Source organism: Brevundimonas sp. TWP1-3 (genome assembly GCF_049896085.1).
Classification (GTDB): Bacteria; Pseudomonadota; Alphaproteobacteria; order Caulobacterales; family Caulobacteraceae; genus Brevundimonas.
Genome location: NZ_JAFCTP010000001.1, coordinates 817521 through 833564 on the forward strand (window position 1 = coordinate 817521; position 16044 = coordinate 833564).

General features: G+C 67.5%; 14 protein-coding genes. 10 read left to right on the plus strand and 4 right to left on the minus strand.

The window, feature by feature from the left end; genetic code table 11:
• Positions 1 to 81: 81 nt before the first annotated feature.
• The 3 genes from ACP693_RS04130 to ACP693_RS04140 all read left to right on the plus strand — a co-directional run bounded on the left by ACP693_RS04130 (position 82) and on the right by ACP693_RS04140 (position 4763).
• Positions 82 to 2931, plus strand: coding sequence for an SEL1-like repeat protein (locus ACP693_RS04130; RefSeq protein WP_426018760.1), 2850 nt, complete (start codon positions 82 to 84; stop codon positions 2929 to 2931).
• A gap of 99 nt (positions 2932 to 3030) precedes the next feature.
• Positions 3031 to 3954, plus strand: a complete 924-nt coding sequence (locus tag ACP693_RS04135; RefSeq protein ID WP_426018757.1) for a sulfite exporter TauE/SafE family protein — start codon at positions 3031 to 3033, stop codon at positions 3952 to 3954.
• The gene (locus ACP693_RS04140) at positions 3954 to 4763 is read left to right on the plus strand and encodes a TIGR02186 family protein (RefSeq protein ID WP_426018755.1); all 810 of its coding nucleotides are present in this window, start codon (positions 3954 to 3956) and stop codon (positions 4761 to 4763) included. The genes ACP693_RS04135 and ACP693_RS04140 overlap by 1 nt, the downstream gene beginning before the upstream one ends.
• Here ACP693_RS04140 and gluQRS read toward each other — a convergent pair.
• Genes gluQRS through ACP693_RS04155 form a run of 3 tightly spaced genes read right to left on the minus strand, consistent with a single transcriptional unit; the run spans position 4747 to position 6146 of the window.
• Complete coding sequence (gene gluQRS / locus ACP693_RS04145; protein WP_426018754.1) at positions 4747 to 5607, minus strand: tRNA glutamyl-Q(34) synthetase GluQRS; 861 nt, start codon at positions 5605 to 5607, stop codon at positions 4747 to 4749. The genes ACP693_RS04140 and gluQRS overlap by 17 nt on opposite strands.
• Positions 5608 to 5610: 3 nt before the next feature.
• Positions 5611 to 5901 carry a type II toxin-antitoxin system RelE/ParE family toxin gene (locus tag ACP693_RS04150; RefSeq protein ID WP_426018752.1) on the minus strand — a complete coding sequence of 97 codons (291 nt, stop codon included), beginning with the start codon at positions 5899 to 5901 and terminating at the stop codon, positions 5611 to 5613.
• Positions 5898 to 6146: a type II toxin-antitoxin system ParD family antitoxin gene (locus tag ACP693_RS04155; RefSeq protein WP_372692345.1), complete on the minus strand. Its 249-nt coding sequence runs from the start codon at positions 6144 to 6146 to the stop codon at positions 5898 to 5900. The genes ACP693_RS04150 and ACP693_RS04155 overlap by 4 nt, the downstream gene beginning before the upstream one ends.
• Before the next feature lie 112 nt (positions 6147 to 6258).
• On the opposite strand from ACP693_RS04155, the gene ACP693_RS04160 reads away from it, so the two are divergent.
• From ACP693_RS04160 to ACP693_RS04190, 7 genes are all read left to right on the plus strand, one after another.
• Positions 6259 to 6909, plus strand: coding sequence for a DNA-3-methyladenine glycosylase family protein (locus ACP693_RS04160; protein WP_426018749.1), 651 nt, complete (start codon positions 6259 to 6261; stop codon positions 6907 to 6909).
• Entirely contained in the window at positions 6906 to 7565 is a 660-nt protein-coding gene (locus ACP693_RS04165) for a trimeric intracellular cation channel family protein (protein WP_426018747.1), read from the plus strand. Before ACP693_RS04160 ends, ACP693_RS04165 begins: the two co-directional genes overlap by 4 nt.
• Before the next feature lie 3 nt (positions 7566 to 7568).
• Positions 7569 to 7967: an ASCH domain-containing protein gene (locus ACP693_RS04170; RefSeq protein ID WP_426018745.1), complete on the plus strand. Its 399-nt coding sequence runs from the start codon at positions 7569 to 7571 to the stop codon at positions 7965 to 7967.
• 139 nt (positions 7968 to 8106) lie between these two features.
• Complete coding sequence (locus ACP693_RS04175) at positions 8107 to 8667, plus strand: HNH endonuclease (protein WP_159848721.1); 561 nt, start codon at positions 8107 to 8109, stop codon at positions 8665 to 8667.
• 169 nt (positions 8668 to 8836) lie between these two features.
• Positions 8837 to 10075 (plus strand): tyrosine-type recombinase/integrase, encoded by a 1239-nt coding sequence (locus tag ACP693_RS04180; RefSeq protein WP_426018743.1) that lies wholly within the window; start codon positions 8837 to 8839, stop codon positions 10073 to 10075.
• A 75-nt stretch (positions 10076 to 10150) separates the two neighbouring features.
• Positions 10151 to 10432, plus strand: coding sequence for a type II toxin-antitoxin system RelE/ParE family toxin (locus ACP693_RS04185; RefSeq protein WP_426018742.1), 282 nt, complete (start codon positions 10151 to 10153; stop codon positions 10430 to 10432).
• 60 nt (positions 10433 to 10492) lie between these two features.
• On the plus strand, positions 10493 to 10813 hold the full coding sequence (locus ACP693_RS04190; RefSeq protein WP_426018740.1) for a HigA family addiction module antitoxin: 321 nt from the start codon (positions 10493 to 10495) through the stop codon (positions 10811 to 10813).
• 320 nt (positions 10814 to 11133) lie between these two features.
• On the opposite strand, the gene ACP693_RS04195 is transcribed toward ACP693_RS04190, so the two are convergent.
• On the minus strand, positions 11134 to 15924 hold the full coding sequence (locus tag ACP693_RS04195) for a YadA-like family protein (RefSeq protein ID WP_426018738.1): 4791 nt from the start codon (positions 15922 to 15924) through the stop codon (positions 11134 to 11136).
• Between the last annotated feature and the right edge of the window lie 120 nt (positions 15925 to 16044).

Sequence of the window (16044 nt, forward strand, 5' to 3'; positions counted from 1 at the left end):
CTAGATATTGCGGTTAACCATCAGTTTACACCCTCGATATTGACGGTATAGCCTGCGTCGTATGGGTCGGGAGCCGAATCAGTGAGCGCTGCAGCGCCTTGGAGCGTTAAGGGAATCGATCCCAAGGCCCGTGAGGTCGCAAAAGACCTTGCGCGTCGTTCCGGCATGACGCTGGGCGAATGGCTCAACTCCATGATCATGGAGGACGAGGAGGAGGGCTACGCCACCCTGCCGCGTCGCTCCCAAGCGTCCGAATACGAACGCCGCAACCGCAGCCGCCGTCTCGACGACGCCTATGATGTCGCCGAAGACAACGGGCATCGGATCAGCGCCTCCATCGATGTGATCGCCGCGCGGCTGGAAGCCGCCGAACGTCGCTCGACCGTCGCCATCCAGGGCGTGGACCAGGCGGTTTCCGGCCTGATGCGTCGCCTGGACGGCCAGGAGGCCGAGGCCCAGGGCGCCGCGCGCCGTATCGACGACATTGCCGAAGAACTGCGCGAGGGCCACCGCCGCCTGCGCGCCTTCGAACGCGACACCGGCCCGCTGACGCAAGAAGCATTCGGCAAGGTCGAGGCCTCGCTGGGCGCCCTGACCGGCCGTCTGTACGACATCGAGGAACGCCAGCGCCTGGGCGTCAACGACCTGCGCGAGCGGATGGAGGCGGTCGAAAAGGCCGCCGGCCCCGGCGTCGGCACGGAAATGCTGGCCCAGGTCGGCGCGCGTCTGGACGAGGCCCAGAACCGCACCACCGAAGCGCTGAAGACGCTGGAACGCTCGTTCGCCGAGCTGGATCAGCGGATGCGGTCGGCCGAGAGCCGGGTCGAGCCGGAAAGCGCGCGCGATCTCGCACGCTTCGAAAAGCTGGCCGAAAGCCTTTCGCGCCAGATCGAGAACAATCGCGCCGAAATGATGCAGCGTCTCGACGCCGCCGAAACCGGCGCGCGTATCGACCGGATCGAACGCGCGGTCCAGGCCGTCGGCGACCAGATCAAGGCGTCCGAGCAGAAGGGCGCCGTGGGCCTTGAGGCCATGGGTCGCGAAGTCCTGCGCATCGCCCGCAACCTGAACGCCCGCGTCCAGAAGGTCGAAACCGACAGCGAGGGTCGCACCGACGCCGTCGCCCGCGCCGTGACGGAAGCTGTCGGCCAGACCATCGAGACCGAGGTCGCGCGTCGCGCCGGTCGCCTGGATCAGGAGTTCGCGCGTCACGTCGACCGCGTCGATCAACGCCTGACCGCCAGCGACGACCGCCACGCCATCGCGCTGGAAAAGCTGGGCGGCGAGATCACTCGCATCTCGGACCAGCTGAGCGACCGCATCGCCCAGTCGGAGCGCCGCTCGCAGCAGGCGCTGGAAGACATCGGCCGACGCCTGTCGGAAAGCTCGGACAAGATCGAGCAACGCTACGACCGCGCCTCGGGCGAACTGGCCGAGCGTATGCGGATGACCGAGGAGCGCACCGCTCGTTTGCTGGCCGAGGCGCGCGAGAGCATCGAGACGCGAACGCCTTCGGCCATCCGCGACAAGCCGCTGGACAACGAACCGTCCTGGGCTCCGTCGCGCGCTGTTCCTGAACGCGCTGCGCCTGCGCCGATCCAGTCCGCCTCGGTCGACGGCGACTGGCGCGCCGCCGCCTTCCCCGACGAGACCTTCACCGACGAGGACGCCTGGTCCAGCGATCCGGTCACGCCCGAAGTCGCCGCCGCCTCGCCCTTCCCCGCGACCGCCTTCGCCGAACCCGAACCCGAGCCGGTCGCCGCCGAGGCGGACGAGCCGCCGTCGCGCCAGGTCGATCCCGACGGTGTCGAACCCATCATCCAGCCCTTCAGTGGGTTCGGCGGCGCCGATGTCGAGGACGCGCTGGAAGCGACCTCGCCCGGCTTCTCGACCGCCGCGGCCGAAAAGCGCGCCGCGCCCGTTCTGGACGCCGACGACGACGATTTCGGCGGCGAGACCGAGTTCGTCGATCCGCGCCGTCTGCGCGCCAGCATGGAAGCCGCCGCTGCCGCCGGTCGCGCCTCGGCGACCCGCAGCACCATCGACGCCGCCCGCGCCGCCATCACGACGCCGCCCGAGCCGGAACCGGCGCCGCGTTCGGGCTTCGGCCTCAAGCGGGGCGGCAAGTCCAAGCTGCAGGAGCGGCTGGACAGACAGGCGGCGAAGGACGGCTCGACCGTCAAGAAGACCTTTCTGGCCTCGGTCACGGCGGTCGCCCTGACCGGCGGCGTCTATGGCTATCTGTCCCTGACCGACGGCGGCGCGCCGGACTTCGACCTGCCGAGCTTCGGCGGCGCCCAGGCTGCTGGCCCTGCCATGCCTATCGCCGCCTCGGCCGTGACGCCGACCGGCGTGCGACCGACCTTCGATCTCGCTGGTCCCGGCGCGGCCGACTACGAAACGGCCATCGGCAAGCTGGAGGCCGGCGACAGCACGGGTCTGGACGGCATGAAGCGCGCCGCCAACCTGGGTTACGCGCCCGCCCAGACCTATCTGGGTCAGCTGTATCTGGACGGCGCCAACGGCGTTCCCGCCGACCCGGCGCTGAGCCGTCAGTGGGGCCGTCGTGCGGCCGAGGGCGGCGATCCGCGCGGAATGCATCTCTACGGGATGCAGCTGTATGAAGGCGACGGCGGCGCGACCAATCAGGCCGAGGCCCTGACCTGGCTGCTCAACGCCGCCGAGCGCGGCCTGCCGGATAGCCAGTACAATGTCGCGCGCATCTACGAGACCGGCGCCGACGGCGTGGCCAAGAATCCGACCGAAGCCCTGAAGTGGTACATGATCGCCGCGCGCGGCGGGGACTCCGAGGCCCAGGCCGCCGTAACGCGCCTGCGTCCGATAGCCAGCGCCACCGCCCAGCGCGCCGCCCGCACCGCCGCAGACGCCTTCGTGGCCCAGTCTCAACCCGCGTCGCAGGCGACGGGGTAGATTCACATGCGTCGGGCGGCTATCGGTCGCCCGGTCGTTGACGACCCCCGCTGCCGCCTGACGGCGATCCTTTAACCGCTCCAGCCGAAGGCGCGTCCTTTGGACATCTATCTGCCGATCGCCGAGGTTTCGGTGAACTGGCCGACCTTGGTGATCCTGGGGGCGGTGGTCGGGTTCGTGTCCGGCCTGTTCGGCATCGGCGGCGGCTTCCTGATGGCCCCGATCCTGGTCTTCCTGGGCATTCCCCCGACCGTCGCCGTCGCCAGCCAGGCCAGCCACGTCGTCGCCTCCTCGACCTCCGGCGTCATCCGCTATGCGGGGGCAGGCGCGGTCGATTTCAAGATGGGCTCGGTGATGGCGGCCGGCGGCGCGGTCGGCGCCCTGGCGGGGGTCGAGCTGTTTCGATACCTGCGCCTGCTGGGCCAGGCCGACCTGGTCGTCGCAGTCTCCTACCTCGTCTTCCTGGGCGCCATCGGCGTGCTGATGCTGAACGAGAGCCTGACCGAGATCCTGCGTCGTCGTCGGGGCCTGCCCGCGACGCACAAGCAGCGCCGGCGGCCGATGTGGCTGTACGGTCTGCCGCTGAAGATGAAATTTCCCAAGTCGGGTCTGTACATCAGCGCCCTGCCGCCGTTCGGCCTGGGCGTCTTCGCGGGGGTCCTGTCGGCCATCATGGGGGTGGGCGGCGGCTTCATACTTGTGCCGGCCATGCTGTATATCCTGCGGATGCGGGCAGGCGCGGTGGTGGGCACCAGCCTGTTCCAGATCATCATTACCACCGCCATCACCACCATCCTTCAGGCCGGGCGCAACCAGACGGTCGACATCGTCCTGTCCACCATCCTGCTGCTGGGCGGGGTGGTCGGGGCCCAGCTCGGTGCGCGGTTCGCCGGTCGTTTCCGCGCCGAGGAGTTGCGGGCGGCCCTGGGGCTGATCGTTCTGCTGGTCGGAATCCAGATGGGACTGGACCTGTTCGTGCGCCCCAACGACATCTTTATGATCGCGCCGGGGATCGCGGACTGATGCAGGCGCTTCCCCCTCCACCGCCCGCCATCACGGCGCCGGCTCCGGATCGGTCGGAGGCGACGACGGGCGAACTGCGCGTCGCCGCCGCCCTGACCGACGCCCAGGTCCGCGTCGATTCCAGCTTCACGGGCGCGTCCATCGTCCTCTATGGCGCGGTGTTCAATCCGACGCCCGAACCGGCCGACGTCGTCGTGGTGGTGCGAGGGCCGGATGCGCCGATCCGCCTGGTGAAGAAGACCCGCACCTCTGGCGTCTGGCTGAACAGCCGGCCCGTGCTGTTCGAAGGCGCGCCCGGCTTCTACATGACCGCCTCGACGCGCCCGCTCAGTGACATCGCCGACTTCGGCCAGCTGCGCCGCCTCGGCGTCGGGGTCGATCACCTGCGCATCGACGCGCCGGAGGAAAGCCGCACCGTCACCCGTTACGGCGTGCGCGATGTGGTGGTCAGCCGGCTGGGCGACGACTATCTGGACTGGCGCCGCGCCGTGATCCGGCTGAAGGAGGCCGCCGCCCTCTACGATACCGATTCCCAAGGGGTGGAGTTCGTCGACCGGGGCCTGTTCCGCGCCGAGGTCGAACTGCCCACCGTCGCGCCGACCGGCAAATACTACGCCGAGGTCTGGCTGTTCCAGAACGGCGAGCCGCAGTCGGTGTCCAACCTGACGCTGACGGTCGAGAAGGTCGGGCTGGAGCGCGACATCTACGAGTTCGCTCATCGTCGCCCGTGGCTTTACGGCGTGCTGTGCGTCGTTCTGGCCGCCCTGACCGGCTACGGCGCCTCGCGCATCTTCAGCCGCCGAAGCTGAAGCCCAGTTCGGCGCGCAGGGCTTCAGCCGTCAATCCGCCCGCCCGCAGTTCGGCCAGGGTGACCGAACGATCCCGCTTGGCGTAGCGCCGCCCATCCGCGCCCGCCAGCAGCCGGTGATGGCGATAGGTCGGCGCGGGCCAGCCCATCAGCGTCTGGATCAGCCGCTGCACATCGGTCGCCTCGAACAGGTCCTGCCCCCGGATCACATGGCTCACGCCCTGCAGCGCGTCGTCGTGGGTGACCGCCAGATGATAGGCGACGCCCGTATCCTTGCGCGCCAGCACCACGTCGCCCGCCGCCTCGGGATTTACGGCGACCACCCCGGTTTCGCCGTTCGGACCCTCGCCCTCCTCGACGAAGGTCAGGCCGGTCCAGACCGCATCGCCCAGCGCCTCGCGCGCCAGATCCAGCGACAGCCGCCAGGCGAAGGGCGCGCCCGAGGCCAGCAGCCGCGCCTCTTCCTGCGCCGGATGGGGGCCGGGCCGCACCGATTCCATCGCCCCGTGCGGCGCATCGCCGATGCCGTTAAGGATCTCCTTGCGCGTGCGGAAACACCGATAGAGCAGCCCGCGCTCTCTCAGGCCTTCGATCACGGCGGCGTAGTCGTCCAGATAATCCGACTGGCGCCGCACCGGCGTCTCCCAGTCCAGGCCCAGCCAGGCCAGATCCTCAAGAATGCCCGCCTCGTATTCCGGCCTGCACCGCGTCGGATCGATATCCTCGATCCGCAGCACGAACCGCCCGCCCGCCGCCTTCGCCGCCGACCAGGCGCTCAGGGCCGAGAAGGCATGGCCCTTGTGCAGGCGGCCGGTGGGGGAGGGGGCGAAGCGGGTCGTGAACACGGCTCAGTCTTCGTCCGTGGCCAGCAGATGCGTCCAGTCACGGGCGGCGTGAAGTATGCGGACGACCTCGACATCGGCCGTCACCCTATAGAAGATCAGATAGCTGCCCTCGGGGCGCTTTCGCAGATCGGCGATGCCGGCCTCTGGATAGCGCCGGGGATTTTGAGCGAGCGTTTCGCAGCGTCCAAAAAGCGTCCTGACCAGTCGCCGCGCCGCGTTTGGGCTGTCCAGAGCGACATGGTCCTCAATCGAAGCCAGGTCGCGTAAGGCGGCGTCGGCGAGCCGAACTCTCATTCGCCCTCGGCGGCCCACCGGGCCTCGAACGCAGCGCGGGCGTCTTCGAGCGGGGTCAACCGGCCGGCGTCGGCGTCGGCGATCCCCTCTTCCAGCTTGCCCAGCAGGGCCGCCAGTCGGGCCTCATGCTCCTGTACCAACCGCACGCCGGTGCGCAGCACTTCGCTCTTGGAGCCGTATCGGCCGTCGCGGACCAGGCGGTCCACCACCTGTTCCAGCGCACCCAGTTCGACGGTCATGGTCATGACGGAATCCTCAATCGACCGACCAATAATAGTTATTACATCGCGCTGTCGCCAGCCGAAATCCGCCAGCGCCTCCATTTCCTTGAGCGCCTGAGCAGGTCATAGGTAGGCCATGCCGCCTCAGCCCACGCCCCAGGACATCGCCGCCGCGCGCGAGGCGCTGGTCGCCGCCGATCCGGCCATGGCGCGCGTGCATGCGCAGACGCCGGCCTTCGAATGGCGGCTGCGGGTCGGCGGGTTCGAAGGCCTGTTCCGCATGATCGTGGAGCAGCAGGTTTCGGTGGCCTCGGCCGCTTCGGTCTGGGCGCGGCTGCGCGAGGGGATGGGCGGGATCACGCCCGAGCTGCTGCTGGCGCACGATCTGGATCAACTGCGCGACATGGGTTTGTCGCGGCAGAAGGCCACCTATGGTCAGGGCATCGCCCGCGCCCAGCTCGCCGGCGAGATCGATCTGGAGCATCTGGCCAGTCTCGACGACGAAGCGGCGATCGCCGCCCTGACGGCGCTGAAGGGCGTGGGGCTGTGGACGGCCGAGGCTTATCTCCTGATGTGCGAGGGTCGGCTGGACGTGTTTCCCGGCGGCGACGTGGCGCTGCAGGAGGCCCTACGCTGGGCCGACGGCGCCGAGGTGCGGCCGGACCAGAAAGCCGCCTATGCCCGCGCCGAGGTCTGGCGGCCGTATCGGGCGGTGGCGACCCATCTGCTGTGGGCCTGGTACACGGGCGTGAAGCGCGGCGAGATCGTTCTGGAGGCTGCGCAATGACCCCGCTCGATCCCGTCCTGACCGAACCCCTGCGCAATCCCCAGACCGTGCTGTCGGCGTTGGACTTCGCCGGCGTCGCCGTCTTCGCCGCCACCGGCGCCCTGGCCGCCGCACGCGAGAAGCACGACGTGGTCACCTTCGCCTTCTTCGGCGCCATCACCGGCGTGGGCGGCGGCACCCTGCGCGACCTGTTGCTGGGCCTGCCTGTGTTCTGGGTTCAGGACTGGCGCTATCTGGCGGTCTGCCTGTTCGCCTCGACGGCCTTGTGGCTGGTGGGTCAGCGCGACTGGCGGTTCCGCGCCCTGCTGTGGCTGGATGCGATCGGGCTTGCGGCTTACGGCGTCATGGGCGCGGCCAAAGCCGAGGCGGCGGGCGCGCCGGCCCTGATCTGCATCGTCATGGGCACGCTGACAGCCTGTTTCGGCGGGGTGGTGCGCGACACATTGGCGGGTCAGCCGTCGATCCTGCTGCGGCGAGAGATCAACGTCACGGCTGCCATACTGGCGGCGACGGTCTATATCGCGCTGCGCGCGCCCGGCATGCCGATCTGGCCGGCCGCCATCGTCGCGGCCCTGTGCGGTTTCCTGTTGCGGGCCTGCGCCCTGCGCTGGGGCTGGACCCTGCCGGGCTTTCCCACCCATGCCAGTCGGGCCTAGGTCATGAGCGAAATCCCCGCCGCCTATCGCGACGCCCCGCGCTGGCCCTTCGGCGACAGCCCGGAACTGGCCGACGAACTGCTGGCCCTGGTGCTGGCTGGCGGCAAGCGCGCCACCTGTTCGTCTCTGGCGGCGTGCGAGGCCGACATCATGCCGACCGTCGGCGAGGTCAGCGTGATCCTGGATGGCGCGGGCGCGCCCCGCTGCGCCATCCGCACGACCGAGGTCGAGATCATGGCCTTTGAAGACGTCGGAGAGGACTTCGCCCGTGCGGAGGGGGAGGGCGATCTTAGCTATAAATGGTGGCGGGACGCGCACGAGGCCTATTACCGCCGCGAGGGCAGTTGGGCGCCGGGCATGAAGGTCGTTTGCGAGCGGTTCGAACTGGTCGAGATTTTCTGAGGCCTCGTCACGAAAACGCTGCACTCTGGTCATGGCGATGAGCGGGAATCAAGGGTAGGCTGTCGCTGCAAGACTAGGGAAGGAGACGTGTCCTCACCTCTGTCGCCTCAATATCCCCCCGTCCGCGCGGGAGGGCCTGATGCAGGTTCTCCATCGACCGCCCTCCGGTTTTCCCGCCCTGGTGCTGAACGCCGACTTCCGGCCGCTGTCCTACTATCCGCTGTCGCTCTGGCCGTGGGAGGAGGCGGTCAAGGCGGTCTATCAGGACCGCGTGGACGTGGTGTCCCTGTATGACAAGGTCGTCCGCTCCCCTTCGATGGAGATGCAGCTTCCCAGCGTGATCGCGCTGCGCAGCTATGTGGACCAGGACCGCAACCCCGCCTTCACCCGCTTCAACGTCTTCCTGCGCGACGGTTTCGCCTGTCAGTACTGCGGAGAGTCGAAGGATCTGACCTTCGACCACGTCATCCCCCGCTCGCACGGCGGCCGCACGACCTGGGAGAACATCGTCGCCGCCTGCAGCCCCTGCAACCTGGCCAAGGGCGGCCGCACCCCGCGCCAAGCCATGATGCCGATCCGCCGCGAACCCTATCGCCCCAACGCCTGGCAGCTTCAAGATGCGGGCCGTCGCTTCCCGCCGCATTACCTGCACCAGAGCTGGCTGGACTATCTCTACTGGGACATCGAGCTCGAACCCTAGGGTTTCCCGATGTTTCCTGTTGATGCCCAAGTGCCTGTTTTGATGGCGTAAACTGGGCAAAGGGCGATTGCCCGGGATGACCGCTTTATCCTCCGATTTGCTCCCAAGTGGTGACCATGTGGTCACCAAAATGGGCGTTCAAAACCCGCTGTGGCGGGACGGAGGCGAAATGTCTGGTGACCATACGGTGACCACGAAATTGACCAAACGGGCCGTAGATGCCCTGGTGGTAGGCCCAGAGCGGTATTTGGCGTGGGATATCGAGTTGAAGGGGTTTGGCGTTCGGGTCACCCCGGAAGGCCGAAAAACCTACATCGTAAGATACCGAACGATCGGCGGCGCGAGGCGGATGCTGACGCTGGCGACCCACGGCGTTCTGACGACTGAGGAGGCCCGCGAGGAGGCGCGCAAAGCGCTCGCGCGGGTCGCAATGGGCGGCGACCCGCAAGGGGTGAAAGCTGAACGCCGCGCCGAGATGACGGTCCGGGAGCTGTGCGAGCTCTACATGGCCGAGGGCACGGCGACCAAGAAGGCGACGACGCTCCATATCGACCGCATACGGATCAAGCGGCATATCAACCCCCGGATCGGGAACATGAAAGTCACCGATGTCGCTCGGAGCGATATCCAGCGGCTGATGATCGACGTGGGCAACGGGAATATTCGTAAGGACGCGACGCCGCACACACGGGGCGGCAAGGGCGCTGCTGCGCGAACGGTCGGTCTCCTCGGCGGCATCTTCAACTTCGCAGTCGACTACGGTTTCATAGCGCAGAGCCCCGTTCGAGGCGTGAAACGCTTTCGCGACAATCGGAGAGATCGTTTCCTGTCTCCCGCGGAGCTCGGCCGACTTGGGGATGTCCTCTCCGACCTCGAAAAGGACGGCGGCGACCCTCGGCATATCACCATCCTGCGGCTGCTGGCGTTGACGGGCGCGCGCAAGAACGAGATCGCTCGTCTGAGGTGGTCCGAGCTGGATCTCGATCGCGGCCTGCTGCGGCTGCGGGACTCCAAAACCGGGCCGAAGATCATTCCGCTCGGCGTGGCTGCTCTGGAGCTGGTCGCGGCGCTCAAGTCCAATGGAAGCGTATATCTGTTTCCCGACCGCCGGAGGCCTGACCAGCCGGTCGCCAATCTGGACTGGGCCTGGGTCTGCATCCGCAAGAAAGCGGGGCTCGATGATGTCCGCATCCACGACCTTCGCCACAGCTTCGCGAGCGCAGGTTTGGCGTCCGGCGAGGGTCTCCCCTTGATCGGCAAGCTGCTCGGGCACGCCCATGTCGCGACCACCAGCCGGTATGCTCACTTGGCTGACGATCCGATCCGCGCCGCTGCCGACCGGATCAGCCGCAACGTCGCAGAAACGCTTCTACGACGACCCGCTGAGGGCGGAAATGATCATGTGTAGTGTGTCACGCTACAAAGCGGTTGCGACATGTCGCGTTTGGCGCTACATGTCGGGCGACATCAATGGATGTGGAGGATGATCCAGTCCTTCAAGGATCGCCAGACCGAGTTGGTGTTTCTTGGCGCGAGCCCCAAAGGCTTTCCGGCCGACCTCCTGAGGCGCGCGCGGCGAAAGCTCCAGGTGCTGGATGCCGCAACGGATGTGGGCGACCTGAGAGATCCGCCGGGAAACCGGCTCCACCGACTCGTCGATAATCGGGACGGGCAGTGGTCCATCAGCGTGAACGACCAGTTTCGGATCTGCTTCTCTTGGGGAGCGTCCGGTCCCGAAGATGTTGAGTTCGTCGACTACCATTGAGACCATCCCGGAGGTCACAGACCTCCTCTTCATCCGACGGCGGGAGCCTGGGAGATCGTCATGACCGTTCGTGACTACACGACCTTCGCCACGCCTCTGGCCCACCCGGGCGAGATTTTGCGGGAGGACTATCTGCCGGCCTTCAAGCTCTCGGCTGGCGGATTGGCGCGCGCCATGGGGTTGAAGGATCGCAGTCGGATCGAGCAGCTAGTCCGCGAGCAGCGCGCCATCACGTCTGACACAGGCCTGCGGCTCGCGAGGGTGTTCGGGACGTCACCGGAGTTCTGGATGAACCTCCAGGCCCAGCATGACCTGTCGCGGGATGCGATCGCCAATCGCCAAGCCTTGGCGGACATAGAGCCTTTGCGCCCCGTGGCCTGACAGTGGAGGCTTGCGTGCCTGGGTCCTTCAGCGCCCCGCGTCAAAACGTTCGATCCTCTGGAGGGACGCGCACCGGGTCCGTCACTGAGGCCTCCCGATCGCTTACCCGACCCGTGCGCCTTTGCCGGAGCATCTCGTGATAGCAATCCGCGAGATCGAGAAGCTGGAGGTCTGACAACCGATCCCCGGCGGCGATGAACCGCGCCATCATGGTCTCGAACTCAGCGTCGGTGAGGGTGGGGGCGGACACAGGAAACAACCTCTTGGAGCTTGGCCTATAAGGCGGATAGCCAGGGGAGGCTGAGCCTCCCCTGGCCTATTCAGAAGCGCCAGCCGATGCCGGCGTTGGCGCCGACATGGTTCTGGGTGTCGAAGGTCGCGCCGGCTCGGAAGACCATGGAGCCGTCGCCAAGGGCGCGGGAGTAGCCCATCGCCATGGCCGATTGGCCCTCGTAGGTGCCGTAGCCCACCGCGAACATCGACTTGCCGCGCTCGGCGATCTGCGGCATCCCGGCCGCCGCCAGGGCGCCCGCCGTGCCGGCGAAGGCCAGCTTGCGCACTTCCTGGACGTTGTAGTTGACCGCCGCCAGCCGCATGTCGGTGTAGGCGTTCGACTGCTGGATCGCTTCGTTCATGCTCTCGCGCAGTTGCAGGACGTTGACGGCGTCGGTGTCTGCGACCCCGGCGGCGACATTGCTGACGGTGACCGCCGGCCCATTGCTGCGGCCCAGAACCACGCGGGTCTGGCCCTGGTCGGCGTACTGGAGCGAGTTCTGGCCCAGGGCCAGGGCGCTGTCGGCCGTTGTCTGAGCCGTGGCGACGGCCTGGTTGGTCTGAAACAGCTGCGAGCCATTGACCGCCTCCGTGGAGGTGGCCGTGACTGCACCGGCCGCGACATTGTTCAGCGTCACCGGGGCCGAGGCGTCGCCGCCCTGGAAGGTGATGCTGTTGGTGCGACCGCCGTTTGCGTCGGTGTCGTACTGGACCGCATTGGTCGCGGCGAAGGCCAGTTCGTAGATCTGGCCGCCGTTGACGGCGTCGGTCGAGCCGGCGGCGATACGGCCGTTGGCGACATTGTGCAGACCAACGGCGCCGCCGCTGGCGCCGACCAGCGTCAGATCGTCGGAGCGCACTCCGCCGTTCGGGGTCTCGGGGTCATCGCCGTCGCTGTATTGCACGGGGCCGAGGCTGCCGTTGGCGATGTTGTTGGTCAGATTGGTGATCGCCGTCGTGTTCTGGGCGACCTGGGTGTTGGTGGCGAACAGTTGCGACCCGTTGACGGCGTCGGACGAGGTCGCGTTGACTTGGCCCGCTGCGACATTGGTGATGGTGGTCCCGCTGGCGCCGGCCAGCGTCAGGGTGTCGCGGGTGGTCGTGTCGTAGGAGACGGCGGTCCCGGCGATGGCTTCGACCCGATCGGACACGCCCTGCAACTGGGCGACATTGACCGCGTCGGTCGCCGCCGTGCCGGCCGCGACATGGGTGAGCTGGCGTTCGGCGCCGGCAGAGCCGAACGAGACCGAGCCGGCCGACGATTGAAGGCCCGTGACGCCTAGCGCCGCATAGTCGGTTTGCGCAGCGCGATCGGCGACGCTGCCGCCGCCCAGGGCGACGCTGTTGTCCGCGACGGCCTGAGATTCGGGACCGACGGCGACGGCATCCTGGCCTTGGGCGTTCGCAGGGGCGAGGTTGGAGTTGACGGCGAGATAGACGCTGGATCCGCCGCCCGTCGGCGCACCCGACAGGGCGTCCAGGAAGGCCTGGATGCTGGCGTATTGGACGCCCTGATAGGTGATGGCGACATCCAGGCTGTTGGTCAGAGGGTTGAAGGCGGTGCCGCCGCCGAACCCGGCCGCCGCACTCTGGCCGAAGGCGAAGATTTGGCCGCCGTTGACGGCGTCGCTCGACCCGGAAGCAATCAGGCCGGCGGCGACATTGTGCAGGCCCACCGGACCGGCCAGCGCGCCCACAAGGGTCACGTCATTGCTGGGGACCCCGCCGTTCGGCGTCGTCGGATCGGCGGCGTCCGAATATTGCACCACGCCGACCGCGCCATTGTTCAGATTGTTCGTGATGGTGGTGATAGCGGTGGTGTTGGTGACGATGTCGGCGGTGTTCTCTGCGACCTGGGTGTTGGTCGCGAACAGTTGTGCGCCGTTGACCGCCTCGGTGGAGGCGGCGCTGAGCTCGCCCGCCGCGACATTGCTGATGGTGGTGCCGGCGGCGCCGGCAAGGGTCAGGGTGTCAAAGCTTGGGTCGTCATAGGCGACCGCCAGCGCAGAGACGGCGGCGATGTCCGCAATCGCATCCGTATTCAATCCGACCTGGGTGTTGGTGGCGAACAGCTGAGCGCCGTTGACCGCCTCGGTCGAGGTGGAGGTCAGGGCGCCGGCGGCGACATTGCCGATGATGGTGCCGTCAACGCCGGCCAGGGTGACCCGTCCCGCCAGAAAATCGTCGTACATGACGGCCGTGTCGGACAGGGCGCCCAGGTCGGTGCTGAGGTTGGTGATGGCGGTCGTGTTGATCCCGACCTGGGTATTGGTGGCGAACAGCTGGGCGCCATTGACCGCCTCGGTTGATGTGGAGGACAGGGCGCCGGCGGCGACATTGCCGATGACGGTGCCGTCAACACCCGCCAGGGTGACGCGGCCGGCCAGGAGGTCGTCGTACATGACGGCCGTATCCGACAGGGCGCCCAGGTCGGTGCTGAGGTTGGTGATGGCGGTCGTGTTGATTCCGACCTGGGTATTGGTGGCGAACAGCTGGGCGCCGTTGACGGCCTCGTTCGAGGTGGAGGACAGGGCGCCGGCGGCGACATTGCCGATCACCGTGCCATCGACCCCTGCCAGGGTGACGCGGCCGGCCAGCAGGTCGTCGTACATGACGGCCGTGTCGGACAGGGCGCCCAGGTCGGTGCTGAGGTTGGTGATGGCCGTCGTGTTGATTCCAACCTGAGTGTTGGTGGCGAACAGCTGAGCGCCGTTCACCGCTTGGTTGGAGACCGCGCTGAGCTCTCCCGCCGCGACATTATTGATGGTGGTGCCAGCGAGACCTGCCAGGGTCAGGGTGTCCGAAGACGCGTCGTCATAGACGACCGCCAGCGCTGACACGGCGGCGATGTCCGCGATCGCGTCTGTGTTCAGCCCGACCTGGCTATTGGTGGCGAACAGCTGCGAACCATTGATCGCCTCTGTCGAGGTCGCGGTGAGAGCGCCGGCAGCGACGTTGCCGATGATCGTGCCGTCAACGCCAGCAAGGGTGACCCGGCCTGCCAGCAGGTCGTCGTATTGGACGGCGGTATCCGACAGGGCGCCCAAGTCGGTGCTGAGGTTGGTGATGGCCGTTGTGTTGATGCCGACCTGCGTGTTGGTGGCGAACAGCTGAGCGCCGTTGACCGCCTCGGTCGAGGTGGAGGTCAGGGCGCCGGCAGCGACGTTGCCGATCACCGTGCCGTCAACACCCGCCAGGGTGACCCGACCCGCCAGAATGTCGTCATACTGGACGGCCGTTTGCGCGAGGGTGTCCAGATCTGTGCCGAGCTCGTCGATCGCGTTCACGCTGGCGGCCACCTGGGTGTTGGTGGCGAACAACTGCGAGCCATTGACGGCTTCTGTCGATGCGGCGCTCAGATCGCCCGCGGCGACATTGCTGATGACTGTCCCGCCGATACCGGCGAGCGTCAGGCTGGCGCCCGTCGAATCGTCGTAGGCGACGGCGACGTCCGCCAAAGCCTGAAGGTCGTCTGACACGCCCTGCAACTGGCCCACGTTGACGGCGTCGGTGACGGCGGATCCGGCGGCCACATTGGTCAGCTGACGTTCCGCGCCGACGGCGCCGATGGAGACTTCGCCCGATGAGGTTTGCGGCGTTTCCAGACCCAGGGCCGCATAGGCGGCGAGCGATCCACGCGTCGCCGTGCTGGAAGCGCCCAGGGCCACGCTATTGTCGGCGCTGGCCGAAGCCGCAGGGCCGACGGCTGTCGAATTCAAGCCTCCGGCCAGGGCGCCGCCCAGAGCGGAGTTGACGGCCAGGAAGGGGCTGCCGCCGGCCGGCGTCGTGAAGACCGCGTCGAGGGCTTCCTGGACGCTGCCGTAGATCACGCCGTCGTAAGTCAGACCGATGTCGAGAGTACTGGAGGCGGGATCGAAGACAGTGCTGCCGCCGATCTCGGCCGCCAAGCTGGAACCGAGACCGAACAGCTGAGCGCCGTTGACGGCGTCGGTGGACCCGGCGGCCAATAGACCGGCGGTCAAATTGGTGATGCGCGTGCCTGTCGCGCCGCCCAAGGTGAGGGTCGCGGCGGTGCTGTCGTCATAGGTGACGGCCAGGGCGGCGAGGGCGTCGATGCTCGTGGCCACACCCCGAAGCTGCCGCAAATTGACGGCGTCCGTGTCTGCCGAGCCGGCCGCAACATTGGTCAACTGGCGTTCCGCGCCGACGGCGCCGAAGGACATCTCGCCGACCGAGTTTTGGGGATCAACGACTCCAAGGGGGGAGTAACCCGTCTGGGCGCCGCGAAGCGCGGTGCTGCCCGATCCGAGGGCGAGACTGTTGGCGACAGCCACGGAGGCGTCCGCGCCGAAGGCGATCGAGCCGGCGGCCCCGCCCAGCACCTCGGCGTTCCGGCCGAGAGCGATGGCGTCCGCAGACGTGGCGGCCGTTACGGCGCCATTGCCGAAGGCTATGGAGTTGACCTCGCCCGCCACTGCAATCGCTCCTCCGGAACCAAGCCCAGTGATCTGATTGCCGCCGATGGCGATGCCCGCTTCTTCAGCCAGGGTGAAGCCGTCCGCCTGATTGATGCAGGCGTTGTCGGGGTCGACGAGGCCGCCGTTCACATCGAGAACCTGAAGGTTGATGTTCTGACCGCTTGCGGCGTCGTTCAGCAGATCGTCCGCGCCAACATCAACATCGGGGACCAGGATGCCGAGCAGGCCGTCGAGGATATCTTCGAGCGGCGTCACGACGCCGGTGATGACGGGGCCCATGATGTCTGTGACCACAGAACGCGGCAGGGAGACGCCGGAGCAGACGCTCACCAGGCTTGTCTGGGCCCGCGCGCGTTCAGGCGCGACGAGCAATCCGAAGGGCGCCAGCGCGCCGATCATATAGACTGTCGCGACCAACAGCCGTGTCGCGCGCGTCGTCCCATTCCCAAGAACGGCGGATCCGCTTTTCCAACCCTTTGCCGACATTGCACTTCTCCCAGCACGGGAGACTTCTGCTCC

Excerpts from the sequence above, each read along its gene's own strand:
- ACP693_RS04140 (WP_426018755.1), top strand. The coding sequence starts at position 3,954 with ATGCAGGCGCTTCCCCCTCCACCGCCCGCCATCACGGCGCCGGCTCCG.
- ACP693_RS04150 (WP_426018752.1), bottom strand. The coding sequence starts at position 5,901 with ATGAGAGTTCGGCTCGCCGACGCCGCCTTACGCGACCTGGCTTCGATT.
- ACP693_RS04155 (WP_372692345.1), bottom strand. The coding sequence starts at position 6,146 with ATGACCATGACCGTCGAACTGGGTGCGCTGGAACAGGTGGTGGACCGC.
- ACP693_RS04160 (WP_426018749.1), top strand. The coding sequence starts at position 6,259 with ATGCCGCCTCAGCCCACGCCCCAGGACATCGCCGCCGCGCGCGAGGCG.
- ACP693_RS04165 (WP_426018747.1), top strand. The coding sequence starts at position 6,906 with ATGACCCCGCTCGATCCCGTCCTGACCGAACCCCTGCGCAATCCCCAG.
- ACP693_RS04170 (WP_426018745.1), top strand. The coding sequence starts at position 7,569 with ATGAGCGAAATCCCCGCCGCCTATCGCGACGCCCCGCGCTGGCCCTTC.
- ACP693_RS04175 (WP_159848721.1), top strand. The coding sequence starts at position 8,107 with ATGCAGGTTCTCCATCGACCGCCCTCCGGTTTTCCCGCCCTGGTGCTG.
- ACP693_RS04180 (WP_426018743.1), top strand. The coding sequence starts at position 8,837 with ATGTCTGGTGACCATACGGTGACCACGAAATTGACCAAACGGGCCGTA.
- ACP693_RS04185 (WP_426018742.1), top strand. The coding sequence starts at position 10,151 with ATGATCCAGTCCTTCAAGGATCGCCAGACCGAGTTGGTGTTTCTTGGC.
- ACP693_RS04190 (WP_426018740.1), top strand. The coding sequence starts at position 10,493 with ATGACCGTTCGTGACTACACGACCTTCGCCACGCCTCTGGCCCACCCG.
- ACP693_RS04195 (WP_426018738.1), bottom strand. The coding sequence starts at position 15,924 with ATGATCGGCGCGCTGGCGCCCTTCGGATTGCTCGTCGCGCCTGAACGC.